The 12,463-nt window shown below is 65.8% G+C and carries 13 protein-coding genes; 4 read left to right on the forward strand and 9 right to left on the reverse strand.

Translation table 11 applies throughout. The features are described from left to right. Positions 1-2: 2 nt before the first annotated feature. From C693_RS0110955 to C693_RS0110965, 6 genes are all read right to left on the reverse strand, one after another. On the reverse strand, positions 3-266 hold the full coding sequence (locus C693_RS0110955; RefSeq protein ID WP_157798599.1) for a hypothetical protein: 264 nt from the start codon (positions 264-266) through the stop codon (positions 3-5). 70 nt (positions 267-336) lie between these two features. Beyond that, entirely contained in the window at positions 337-570 is a 234-nt protein-coding gene (locus tag C693_RS23700; RefSeq protein ID WP_157798600.1) for a hypothetical protein, read from the reverse strand. A gap of 59 nt (positions 571-629) precedes the next feature. After that, positions 630-890 (reverse strand): hypothetical protein, encoded by a 261-nt coding sequence (locus C693_RS23705; RefSeq protein WP_157798601.1) that lies wholly within the window; start codon positions 888-890, stop codon positions 630-632. 139 nt (positions 891-1,029) lie between these two features. After that, positions 1,030-1,803, reverse strand: a complete 774-nt coding sequence (locus C693_RS23710) for a hypothetical protein (RefSeq protein ID WP_157798602.1) — start codon at positions 1,801-1,803, stop codon at positions 1,030-1,032. Between the two features lie 449 nt (positions 1,804-2,252). Continuing rightward, positions 2,253-2,474, reverse strand: a complete 222-nt coding sequence (locus C693_RS0110960) for a hypothetical protein (RefSeq protein ID WP_017462322.1) — start codon at positions 2,472-2,474, stop codon at positions 2,253-2,255. Between the two features lie 277 nt (positions 2,475-2,751). Beyond that, a complete protein-coding gene (locus tag C693_RS0110965) occupies positions 2,752-4,596 on the reverse strand; it encodes an ABC transporter ATP-binding protein (RefSeq protein ID WP_017462323.1) in 1,845 nt (614 codons plus the stop codon). 196 nt (positions 4,597-4,792) lie between these two features. Here C693_RS0110965 and C693_RS0110970 point away from each other — a divergent pair, with 196 nt between their 5' ends. Further along, entirely contained in the window at positions 4,793-5,230 is a 438-nt protein-coding gene (locus C693_RS0110970; protein ID WP_017462324.1) for a DUF3592 domain-containing protein, read from the forward strand. A gap of 46 nt (positions 5,231-5,276) precedes the next feature. Here the strand turns inward: C693_RS0110970 and nfi are convergent, their stop codons facing one another. After that, a complete protein-coding gene (gene nfi, locus C693_RS0110975) occupies positions 5,277-5,960 on the reverse strand; it encodes a deoxyribonuclease V (RefSeq protein WP_017462325.1) in 684 nt (227 codons plus the stop codon). Positions 5,961-6,048: 88 nt separating this feature from the next. On the opposite strand from nfi, the gene C693_RS0110980 reads away from it, so the two are divergent. The 3 genes from C693_RS0110980 to C693_RS0110990 all read left to right on the forward strand — a co-directional run bounded on the left by C693_RS0110980 (position 6,049) and on the right by C693_RS0110990 (position 9,843). After that, a complete protein-coding gene (locus C693_RS0110980; protein WP_017462326.1) occupies positions 6,049-8,436 on the forward strand; it encodes a DUF3772 domain-containing protein in 2,388 nt (795 codons plus the stop codon). Positions 8,437-8,516: 80 nt separating this feature from the next. Further along, positions 8,517-9,332: a helix-turn-helix domain-containing protein gene (locus C693_RS0110985; protein WP_017462327.1), complete on the forward strand. Its 816-nt coding sequence runs from the start codon at positions 8,517-8,519 to the stop codon at positions 9,330-9,332. 76 nt (positions 9,333-9,408) lie between these two features. Continuing rightward, the gene (locus tag C693_RS0110990) at positions 9,409-9,843 is read left to right on the forward strand and encodes a VOC family protein (protein ID WP_017462328.1); all 435 of its coding nucleotides are present in this window, start codon (positions 9,409-9,411) and stop codon (positions 9,841-9,843) included. A gap of 52 nt (positions 9,844-9,895) precedes the next feature. Here the strand turns inward: C693_RS0110990 and C693_RS0110995 are convergent, their stop codons facing one another. Next, positions 9,896-10,750, reverse strand: coding sequence for a universal stress protein (locus C693_RS0110995; protein ID WP_017462329.1), 855 nt, complete (start codon positions 10,748-10,750; stop codon positions 9,896-9,898). A gap of 9 nt (positions 10,751-10,759) precedes the next feature. Continuing rightward, positions 10,760-12,241 (reverse strand): SulP family inorganic anion transporter, encoded by a 1,482-nt coding sequence (locus C693_RS0111000; RefSeq protein WP_017462330.1) that lies wholly within the window; start codon positions 12,239-12,241, stop codon positions 10,760-10,762. Positions 12,242-12,463: the final 222 nt, after the last annotated feature.

Genomic DNA, 12,463 nt, shown 5'->3' on the forward strand with positions numbered 1-12,463 from the left:
AGCTAGCCCAGGAGCACGATCAGAGGCCATGCCAGACCGAAAGTGGCAAGGGCAAGAAAGAACGCCGATTGAAATGCGTACTTGGCGCGGGCCACGCACATGAGCCCCCAAGGCAGAAGGACCAGCGGTCCCACCAACGCAACCCCAATCGCCGAATGTGCGAGGAAAAAGAGAACGGCACAGATCAGCAGACCGGCCATGGAAATAGCCAGAAGCCGCCAACGATGCGGAAAGAGCGAAGAAGATAGTTGCTGCAGAAAGGCCATGCGAACCCACCACTCGAGTTAAGCCGCGCGCATCAGTGCGTTCGCCTTGAAGGAGTTATTAGGCGCAGCCTCAAACGTTGTGCCTCGGATACCAGATCCCCTTCACAATGATCGGCCCGGCGTTTGGAACTATATGTTTTTGATCGAGGTCGGCGAACTTAACACCAGCAACGACGCTGGTGATCTCGACGTCACGCGATGGATAGCCATACTTGCGCAGAAGATCTTCGGCCGCAACCTGGGACTCGGCGGTTACGCCAAACCCAAGACCACTGCTTGTGTTGAACCAGAACACAGTAAGCATGTTCTGCCTAACGCTGGAGTTAAGCGGCGGCGAAGCCGCTTGGATGACTGGCTAGAGTGCTACCCACAGCTGCCGACAGTCCCCATGCCCGCACTGATGCACATCTTCTTGCCGTTGCGGATAAAGACATATGTGTCTGAACAGAGGCCATTTGCAGAGTGCAACGTTTTTAGCTCGGAAGGAGATAGCAACTTCGCAGCGTTTGCACGAACCAATCGGGAGTCGGCGCACTGGATGGCGATGGCCGCAGCGCCAAAAAGCCCAAGAGTACCGAATACAGCAAAAATAGCTACTACTGCACCGATTTGCATCCCTTTCATTTCACCTCCGTTCTGGCAAGTGCCACGTGATCATCCCCGGAGCCTTTGTGTCGCTGACCGCGAGCCCTACCTCTAACGCTGGAGTTAAGCGGCGCGCGTCAGCGCGTCCGCCTTGAACGAGATGTTAGGCCATCCATGATCATCCCTTATTGACTGTGTAGCCGCAGATTTTACCGCCCAAAATTTCCCACCCCCCGCGACGCATGGGGGATTTCCACACAGAGTCGATGTTTACAAATAGACCCTTGCGACTATCGTCGCCTGCCAACCAACGATCAGGATAGGTAAGCGCTATTGGCACCCACCCTTTCCAAATAACGATCTCGCTAGAGATCGACATTCCGTTCGCCACCATTGGATGATTTAGATCTGTATCGTAAAAAGCCGCAAAATAGGGTGCCGGCACGGCATTTCTGTTTCCAACTGGACACCTTCGATACCTCATCTCAACCAGCGTGATGGATCCAATTGGGACCCTGGAACTTGTCACATCATAAGTAACCATTGGCACGTTTGATTTCACAAACTCTATATAGCCGTCTTTATAGTAACTACTTATCTTGTTAAGAGTTTCCTCATCGGCGACCGGTCTTGTTTTTACACCATATGCGGGATAGTCTGCATTCACCATCTTCTCATATGTCGCAACAGGATCTTTGACGTCCAGCACAACCCACTTTGGGGTCGAAAAATCTCTTGAAGGTCGAAAGCCGAGATTTGAGAATCTAAAGTTGCATAGCTCATCGTCCGTCAGTTTCGAAAGATTGGCGCCATTGACTACTTTGTAGAAATCCGGGCAGATTTCCCGATCCGTGTTAGGATCCTGATATGCCACTTGTCCGGCAACAACCAGCGCAGGCACCAAGCCAAGCGCTAGGGCTAAACAGCCCCTTCCAACACCAAAGTTGTCCATATTCTGCCTTTTCGGTGATCAGACGAGGTAGAGGGAAATAGCCGACGTTACGTAGTATCGCAGGCATACGAATGCTGCCATCGTTCGCTAGAACGATGGCAGTCTTTGCGGCACTCGGGCTGGCAACAAGCACCGCGAGACCCTTCGCGACGATGCCGAGAATGGCCACGATGAAGAAACACGCAAATACCGTCTGAATGGCGCAACCTGAGAGATACATTGATGCCTCGCTTAGGTTGCCGAAGAGCACGGCGACAACCGCGGCAAATCCCGCGAGAAGCCAGCCAGAAAACTTATCCATGTTTTTTTGACCCTTTGCCAATTGCGCCCATAAGGAGGCTATTGACTAGAACCTTTTCGTGAAGATGGTCGATTGGCGAATCCATACGCTCCAGAACCTTCTAACGTCGGAGTTAAGCGGCGGCGAAGCCGTCCGCTTGGATGAGTGGTTAGACTGTCGGGAGTCTTGATTTAGCGGCAGCTTTGCCACGTTTGATGAGACCGACGCCGGCTACGAGGAGTGCGATTGCGCCGATTGCTTGCCCCGTGATGTAACCCGCGGAGTACGCCGAATTGATGCTAGCGGCCTGGACGTTGCGGATAAGGGCAAAGCAATCCACTCCTCCTCTCAACATAAAGGCCACGCCGGCAAAGATCAGAAGGTTTTTCATAAGCGCTTCCGTTGCGATGAGTAAAGCCTAACGCTTAGTAGACCCCACATCCGGGGTGTTGCACCGAGTATGCATGGCCCCATCCGCAGCGGGCAAGTTGAAAATTTAGCGCCCCTTCAATCAGTTGCAAAGAAAACTCAAGGCAAGCATCGCCTGTAGTGACCGGTGTTACACGGCGGAAGTGAGGGTGTATGAGTTACACCGGCAGATATGCCGGCGTAACAGACGGCTCGTCAGGGGTCTCTCGGTCGCGTGCACCACCGCAGGACCAGCTTTATCACCCCACCTCATCCTCCACCGCCACGAACCCGCCCGTCTGCCTTGCCCACAGCCGCGCATACAGACCCTCGTGCGCGATCAGCTCGGCATGCGTGCCGGTTTCGACGATGCGGCCCTTGTCCATCACCACCAGCCGGTCCATGCGGGCGATGGTGGAAAGTCGATGCGCGATGGCGATCACCGTCTTGTCCTGCATCAGCAGGTCGAGGCTGTCCTGGATGGCGGCTTCGGCTTCCGAATCGAGCGCGCTGGTGGCCTCGTCGAGCACCAGGATCGGCGCGTCCTTCAGCAGCACGCGGGCGATGGCGATGCGCTGGCGCTGGCCGCCGGAGAGCTTCACGCCGCGCTCGCCGACATGGGCGTCGTAGCCGGTGCGGCCCTGCCCGTCGAGCAAGGTCGGGATGAACTCGTCGGCGCGCGCCTTGCGCACGGCCTCGGCAATATGCGCCTCGCTGGCATCCGGGCGACCGTAGAGCAGGTTGTCGCGGATCGAGCGGTGCAGCAGCGAGGTGTCCTGGGTCACCACGCCGATCTGCGAGCGCAGGCTCTCCTGGGTGACGTGCGCGATGTCCTGGCCGTCGATGAGGATGCGACCCTGCTCCAGGTCGTACAGGCGCAGCAGCACGTTGACCAGGGTGGACTTGCCCGCACCGGACGGACCGACCAGGCCGATCTTCTCGCCCGGCCGCACGGCGAGATCCAGCCCGGCGATCACGCCGCCCTGCTTGCCGTAGTGGAAGTGGATGTGTTCGAAGCGCACGCCGCCCTCGCGCACCACCAGCGGCACCGCGTCGGGCGCGTCCTGCACGGTGCGCGGCTGGGCGATGGTGGTGAGGCCGTCCTGCACCGTGCCGAGGTTCTCGAAGATGCCGTTGACCACCCACATGATCCAGCCGGACATGTTGTTGATGCGGATCACCAGACCGGTGGCCAGCGCGATGGCGCCGACGGTGACGCGGCCCTGGCTCCACAGCCACAGCGCCAGGCCGGAGGTGCCGGTGATCAGCAGCCCGTTGAGCGAGGTGATGGTGATGTCCATCGCGGTGGTCATGCGCGTCATGCGGCGGGTCTTGCCGATCTGCTCGCCCAGCGCGGCGGCCACGTAGTCCTCCTCACGGCGGGTGTGTGAGAACAGCTTGAGCGTGAGCACGTTGCTGTAGCCGTCGACGATGCGGCCCATCAGCTTGGAGCGCGCCTCGGACGATTCCCACGAGCGCTGCTTGGTGCGCGGGATGAAGTACGCCAGCGTCGCCACGTAGGCAACGATCCACACCACCAGCGGCGCCGCCAGCCACGCATCGGCCTGGGCAAACAGGAAGATCGCGCTGCCCGTGTACACCACCACGTACCAGAGCGCGTCGACGATCTGCACCGCCGACTCGCGCAGGCTCGCGCCGGTCTGCATGATGCGGTTGGCGATGCGCCCGGCGAAGTCGTTCTGGAAGAAGCCCAGGCTCTGGCGGATCACGTAGCGATGGTTCTGCCAGCGGATGCGCCCAGTCAGCCCCGGCACGATCGCCTGGTTCACCAGCAGGTCGTGCAGCCCCGACAGCACCGGCCGCAGCACCAGCGCGACGAAGCCCATCCACAGCAGCGTGCGGCCGTGCAGGCGGAAAAAGTCCGCCGCCGGCGTGGCGTTGGCCATGTCCACGATGCGCCCGATGAAGCCGAACAGCGCCACCTCGATCAGCGCGAAACCCAGGCCCACCAGCAGGGTGACGAGGAAGATCGGCCACACCTGGCGCAGGTAGAACGCGTAGAAGCGCCCCACCGTGGCCGGCGGCATGGCGTCGACCGGTTCCTTGAACGGGTCGATCAGGTTTTCGAACCAGCGGAAGAGCATGTGGGTGTCCGGGGGAGCAGAGCGGCTCGGGCTTCGACTCACCGATCAATGGGGTGCGTCGGCAGGCGAACCAGGAGCATGGAGAGGCACTAGTCTAGACCGCGACGAGGTGGCCACAGCAGCGCCGCCGACAAGGAACCGGCGTATGCCGCATGGTCAGGGAACGACTCGCCACCGGGGCCCGCGCATCGGGCGAATGCAGCAGGCCTGGTTCAGTGCGCTGATCGCTGCAGCGTTGCTTGTGGCCGGTCGGCTGACGGCGGTGCAGGAGCATCGGCGCGACGCCATGCTGGCTCAGGCCCATGGCCGCGTCACGGCGGTCGTTCCGCGGTGTGGCTATTACGACGGCCACAGGAGGACGCGCTGCAAATGGTTCCCGACCGTGCAGTTCAGCACCGCCGAAGGACAGACCATCACTTTCATCTCGAACGTAGGTATGCGCGAGCCGGCGTTCGTCGAAGGCCAAGGGGTTCAGGTACGTTATGACCCGCATGCGGCAAGCGTGAAAGAAAGCGCCTTCATCATGGGCTACGGGCTGCGCCATTCCACGTTCCTCTACTGCCTGGCAATTGCTGCATCGGCGCTTGCTTGCCTGTTGGCCCCGATGGCGTGGCACGAGAGGTGTAAGGCATGAGGCGCGCACCGCATGGCGTGGGCCACGACCCTGGCAGTGCGCGCGATCAGCGATCGCGACGCGAGGCGATCCGGTCGGCCAGGCGGGTCGGTTCGGGCAGCTTGTAGCCCCGTCCGGCCGCCAGCACGCGTTCGGCCGCGGTCGCCTGCGAGACCCGATGGCCGGCCGAAACGATCAACGGCTGGACGCGGTCCTTGCTCCTCAGCACGGTGCCGATCACCCGCCCCTGGTACAGCAACGGCTGGCGATCGCCGCGCTTCGGCCCGACCGGCTCGTGGCGACCGACCAGGACCTTCTTCGCCACGCCGATCGTGGGCAGGCCGGTGATCACGCCCAGGTGTGCGGCGATGCCCAGCCCGCGCGGATGTGCCACGCCATGGCCATCGACGAGCACCAGGTCCGGCACCTGCGGCAACTGCGCCAGCGCAGCGAGCACGGCGGGCAGTTCGCGGAACGAGAGCAGGCCCGGGATGTAGGGCATCCGCGTCGGCAGGCGGGCCACGACCTCAGCCAGCGGCTGCAGGGTGTCGGCATCGAGCAGCACGGCGGCGGCGCGGGTGATTGCGCCACCTTCTTCGAAGCCCACGTCCACGCCGGCGAGGCGCCGCAATGGAGCAAGATCGTCCTGCAGAAGCACGCGCGTGGCGAGCTCCGCCTGCAATTGCCGGGCACGGGGCACGTCGCCGTCCCAGGCGAGCAGCTCGGGGGGTACGTCGAGTCGGACTTCCATCCCGCCAGCCTGAACGCCCGCCGCCGAAGATGCCAGCGCGGCCGGGGATTCCATTGACCCCTCGCGGAGCGACTCCGATCATTTCGGGATGCCCAAGTTCCTGCGCCTGCTGCTGACCCTTCTGCTCCTGCTCGGCAGCGCCACCGCCGCGGCACGCCAGGCCGACGCCCCGGCCACGCCGCCCACACCCGACCAGGCGCTGGCACAGATGCGCGGCCAGCTCGACGGCATCAAGAAGGCGCTGGACAGCCAGCCCGATACGGCCGCGCTCACCGACCTGCGCAATCAGGCACTGGCCGTGCAGGACCAGGCCAGCCAGTTGGCGACCAGCCTCTCCCCCCAGGTGCAGGCCGCGCAGGCGCAACTGGCCGTGCTCGGCCCGGTGCCGGACAAGAACACCACCGAGACACCGGAGGTGCGCAACCAGCGCCGCAAGCTGGAGAAGGCGGCGGCCGATGTCGATGCGCAGATGAAGCAGGCGCAGCTGATGGGCCAGGAGGCCGAGCAACTGGCCACCCAGCTCTCGGACCTGCGACGCAACGCGTTCCAGGCACGGCTGGCCGAACGCACGGCCACGCCGTTCAGCCGCGCGTTCTGGTCCGACCCGCTGCGCAGCCTGCCCGCGGACCTGCATCGGCTGCGCAACCTTGGCGATGACCTGCGCGACGCGATCGTCGCGGCATGGCTGCCGCCGAACCGCACGCCGTTCCTCGCCTGCCTGCTGGCGGCCGCCCTGCTGCTGGGCGTCGGCCGCTGGCTGCTCGAGCGCGGCCTGTTGCGCTTCACGCAGAACCGCGTGCCGGCGGGCCACCTGCGCCGCAGTGCGCTGGCCCTGGCAATCGCCCTGCTCACGGCGCTCAACACCGGCCTGGCAGCAGAACTGGCGCTGCAGTCGCTGGACTGGAACGGCCTGCTCGACGGCGACCTGCATGCACTGGGGCTGCAGATGGTGCGGCTGGCACTGCTCAGTGCCTATATCGCCGGGCTCGGCCGCGCCCTGCTCTCTGCCACGCGGCCGAGCTGGCGGATGCCGGGACTCTCCGATGCCGAGGCCTGCGCGCTGCGACCGCTGCCATGGCGGCTGGCCATGGCCGTTGCCCTGCTCGGCGCGATGGAGCTGGTGAACCACGCGATCAGCGCCAGCCTGCCGGCCACGGTGGCCACCCGCGGATTGATCGCCCTGGTGATCAGTGGCCTGCTGCTCTCCCTGCTGATGCGCCAGGCGCGTGCGCGCCGCAGCGAGCTGGCCAACGGCGAGACCCCGCCGGGTCGCCCGCTGTGGGTGGGGATCGGACTGGGCGTGCTGATGGTCGCCGCCATCCTGGGCGTGCTGGGCGTGGCCACCGGCTACATCGCGCTGGCGTTCTTCATCGCAGTGAACACGGTATGGATCGGCGTGGTGGTCGCCTCGCTGTACCTGGCTTCGCACGTGCTGAACGACCTGTGGGAGCTGCTGCTCTCGCCCCGCGGTAGCAACGGCCAGCGCCTGCAGGACGCGTTCGAGGTCACGCCGGAGCGGCTGGAGCAGGCCCGCACGGTACTCGCCGGCATGACCCGCGCCTTCGCCCTGCTGCTGGCGATCGCCGCGGTGGTGTCACGCCTGGGGGCCAGTCCGGAAGACCTCGGCGCCAGCGTCGGCTCGCTGCTGGGCGGATTCAATTTCGGCGAGCTGAAGCTGGCGCCGGCGGATGTGCTCAAGGCGCTGGCGGTGCTGGTCGCGGGCCTGTTCGTGGTCCGCACGCTCAAGCGCTGGCTGGATCGCGAGCTGCTGCCGAACACCCGCCTCGACCCCGGCATGCGCAGCTCGATGGTGACCCTGCTCGGCTACGTCGGCGGCGTGCTGGTGGTGGTGATGGCGCTGGCCACGCTGAAGGTGAGCCTGCAGAACATCGCCTGGATCGCCAGCGCGTTGTCGGTGGGCATCGGCTTCGGTCTGCAGGCGATCGTGTCGAACTTCATCTCCGGACTGATCCTGCTGGCCGAGCGCCCGGTGAAGGTGGGCGACTGGATCAGCATCAACGACGTGGAAGGCGACATCCGCCGGATCAACGTGCGCGCCACCGAGATCCAGCTGTGGGACCGCTCCACGGTGATCGTGCCGAACTCGCAGCTGATCACCCAGAACGTGCGCAACGTGACCCTGGCCAATGCGCTGGGCCGGGTCAGCTTCACCCTGCCGATGCCGCTGGACACCGACGCGGCGCACGTGCGCGACGTGATCCTGACGGTGCTCGCTGCCCACCCCGGCACGCTGGACGACCCGGCCCCGTTCGTACGGCTGGACAGTGTCACCACCACCCACATCGTGTTCGGCGCCTACGCCTACACCCGCAGCCCGCGCGATGCTTCGATGGTGAAGAGCGAGATCCTGTTCACCCTGCTGACCCGCCTGCGCGAGGAGAGCCTGCGCCTGATCCGCCCGCAGGACATGGTGGTGCACCGCTCGCCGCGCCCGCCCGCACCCGGCGAGGACTGAACAGGCGCCGGCCCGGCGGGACTCGACAGCCGGGTCCCGACGCGCGAGGCTGGAACTCCGTTCCTCGACGGAGGCGATCCATGGGACTCACGCAGCGCCATCCGGCCGCCCCGCTGGATGCCCTGGTCGAAAAGATCTGGGACTGGGACATGCCGACCTGCGGACACCACCTCGAGCGGGTGCTGCCGCAACCGGGCGCGCAGCTGATCATCAACCTGCGCGAGGACGAGACGCGCGTCTATACCGACGAGCCGCAGCGCCGCTGCCTGCGCGCATCCGGCAGCGTGCTGGGCGGCCCGCGGGTGACCAGCCAGATCATCGACACCGCCGAGCAGGTGCGCGTGATGGGCGTGGTGTTCCGACCCGGCGGTGCGCATGCGCTCACGGCCGAAGACCAGCAGGCCCTGCTGGCGCGGGACATCGACCTGGAAGACCTGTTCGGCAGCCACGCACGGCGACTGCGCGAGCAGTTGCTCGAAGCGACCGGACCGCAGGCACGCCTGCAGCTCCTCGAGCAATGGCTGCGCGCCCACCGGCGCGGACCGGCGATCGATCCGGCGGTGGCGCATGCCGCCGCAACGCTGGATCGCGCGCCGCAGTGGGCGCGCATCGCCGGCGTGGTGGAACAGACCGGCCTGTCCGACGACCGCCTGCGGATGCGCTTCCGGCGCCAGATCGGCATCGGCCTGAAGCGCTACGCGCGACTGCAGCGCTTTCGCGCGGTGGTGGTACAGGTGCACCGGGCCGGCGCCGTGGACTGGTGCCGGGTGGCTGCCGACGGCGGCTTTACCGACCAGGCGCACCTGGTGCGCGAGTTCCGTGCCTTTGCCGGGCTCACCCCCGGCGCGTTCCTGGCGCAGCGCGGCCCGCACCTGAATCACCTGGTGATCGGGTAGCCGCGCGGAAAATCGCCAAGACGGCATCGCGCGCGCGGCGCCAGGCTTGTCCCACCCGCTATCGAGGAGACCCGCCATGCCATCGATCCAGGGCAGCACCATCATTCCCTGCCTGCGCTACCGCGACGCGCCCGCCGCCATCGACTGGCTGTGCCGCGCGTTCGGCTTCCAGCGCCACGCCGTCTACCCGGACGACGACGGCGGCATCGCGCACGCCCAGCTCAGCTACGGCCCGGGCATGATCATGCTCGGCAGCGTGCGCGACGATGGTTTCGGGGAGCACCTGCTGCACCCGGACCAGACCCAGGGGCGCGAAACCCAATGCGCCTGCGTGATCGTGGAGGACTGCCGCGCCCACTACGCCCAGGCCAAAGCCGCCGGCGCGCGGATCGTGGACGACTACGAAGAGAAGGACTACGGCGGTGCCGGCTATAGCTGCCGCGACGTCGAAGGCCACCTGTGGTGGTTCGGCAGCTACGACCCGTGGAAGGACCAGGGCCCCGGCCAGTAGGGCAGGCTCCGGCGCACGTCCTCGCCTGCCCTTCCGCCTGGGCAGGGTCCCCTCAGCGCACCACCAGCGCCGGCACCAGGCAGCGGCGGATCAGCGCGGTGGTGGTGCTGCCCAGCAGCAGCTCGCGGATGCGCGAGTGGCCGTAGGCGCCGAGCACCAGCAGGTCGATGCCGTGCCGCTCCACGTAACCGCCGATCACCTCCTCGGCGTTGCCGGGGATGATCTCGGTGCGGTGGGTGATCTCCAGCGCATCCAGCAGCGCGTGCGCCCAGTCCATGTGCACGGTGGCGGCACGGTCTTCGCTGGCGGCCATCACCACGTGGCACTCCAGCCCTGCGAAAAGCGGGCTGCGCGCGACCAGGTCCACCGCCTTGCGCGAACTGGCACTGCCGTCGAACGCCAGCAGCACCCTGGCGATCGGGCGGAACGCGCGCGACGCCACCAGCACCGGCCGCGTCGCGGTACGCAGTACGCGCTCCAGCGTGCCCCCCAGGTGCAGCCGGGCGAAATCCGCCGCTTCGCCGCGCTTGCCCAGCACCAGCAGATCATGGGTGAGCTGCTCGTCCTCCAGCAGATCGACCAGGTTGCCGTGGCGCAGGCAATCACGCACCCCGGACACGCCGCGCTGCTGCAGGTCGGCCCTGGCAGCGTCCAGCAACTGGTGCCCGCGCGCCATGGCCAGGCGCCCGCGTTGTTCGTCCAGTCCCGCCAGCTCGGACAGCAGCGCCTGGTCGGTGTCCACACCGAGGTTGCCGCTGAGGTCGGCCGTCGTCGGACGCTCCGGATGGCGATCGATCGCATGCAGCAGCTCGATGCCGGCACCCAGCCGGGAGGCGGCCCAGGCCGCGTGGTCGACCACGCTGCGCGTGTAGCTCGAGTCGTCGATACAGACCAGCAGATGGTTCATGTGCAGCTCCTAGTGGCCCGCCAGGGCCTCGACGGCATCGGGTTTGTCGTGGACAGCGAGACGGTCGACCAGCGTGGCGCTGGCCTCGTTCATGCCATGGACGTCGACCGTGGCGCCCTCGCGGCGGAACTTCAGCACCACCTTGTCCAGCGCGCCCACGGCGGTGAGATCCCAGAAATGCGCGCGGCTGACGTCGATGCGCACCACATCCAGCGCCTCGCGGAAATCGAATGAGGCGACGAACGCCTCGGCCGAGGCGAAGAACACCTGCCCGGTGACGCGGTACTCGCGCATGCGGCCATCGGCGTTGAGCGCCGAGCCGACATGCATCACCTGTCCCACCTTGCGCGCGAAGAACAGCGCGCTGAGCAGCACGCCGACCAGCACGCCGATGGCCAGGTTGTGGGTGGCCACCACCACGATCACGGTGGCGATCATCACCACGCTGGACGATTTCGGGTGCTCGCGCAGGTTGCGGAACGAACTCCATTTGAAGGTACCGATGGAGACCATGATCATCACCGCGACCAGCGCCGCCATCGGGATGCGACTGACCCACTCGCGCGCGAACACCACCATCGCCAGCAGCAGCACGCCGGCGCAGAAGGTGGACAGCCGCCCGCGACCGCCGGATTTCACGTTGATCACGGTCTGGCCGATCATGCCGCAGCCGGCCATGCCGCCGAACAGGCCGGCGACGATGTTGCCCAGACCCTGCCCCACGCACTCGCGGTTGCGGTCACCGGTGGTATCGGTGAACTCGTCGACGATCGCCGCCGTCATCAGCGACTCGAGCAGGCCGACCACCGTCATCGGAATCGCATACGGCAGCACGATCGCCAGCGTGTGCAGGTTCAGCGGAACGTCCGGCCACAGGAACTGCGGCAGGCTTGCAGGCAGCGCGCCCATGTCGCCGACCGTACGCACGTGGGTGCCGGTCAGCAGGGTGAACGCGGTGATCAGCACGATTGCCACCAGCGGCGATGGCACCGCCCGGGTGATGCGCGGGAAGCCGTAGATGATCGCCAGCCCAACCGCGACCAGCGCGTAGACCATCCACGGCACGCCGATCAGCTGCGGCAGCTGCGCCATGAAGATCAGGATCGCCAGCGCGTTGACGAAGCCGGTCACCACCGAGCGCGAGACGAAACGCATCAGCGTGCCGAGCTTGAACAGGCCCACCACCACCTGCAGCACGCCGGTGACGATGGTGGTAAGGAACAGGTATTGCAGCCCGTGGTCCTTGACCAGGGTGACCATCAGCAGCGCCATCGCACCGGTCGCCGCGGAGATCATCGCCGGCCGGCCGCCGGTGATCGCCACGGTCATGGCGATGCATGAGGCCGCGTAGAGACCCACCTTCGGATCGACGCCGGCGATGATGGAAAAAGCGATGGCCTCGGGGATCAGGGCCAGCGCGACGACGGTGCCGGCCAGCACGTCGTTGCGCACGTTGGAGAGCCAGTCCTGACGGAATGTCCGGAGAGTCATGGGGAAAAGGGATCCGGGGTCAGAAGCGCCCCGCCCGCGGCATGCATCTGCGGGGAAGGGAGCACAGGAATTTCCGGCCGCCGGTGGGCGACCGATCGTTTGCTGGGGTCTGGGGTTGCCGCGCTACGGTGGCGTAGGCGCGAGCCCGCCAACGACGGCGAGCGGAGAAGGAACAGGCAAAGACATCCAGAAAGGATACATCAAGCCCGCGGATCGCTGCCG

The organism is Dyella ginsengisoli LA-4, assembly GCF_000334915.1.
GTDB classification, from domain to species: Bacteria; Pseudomonadota; Gammaproteobacteria; order Xanthomonadales; family Rhodanobacteraceae; genus Dyella_A; species Dyella_A ginsengisoli_A.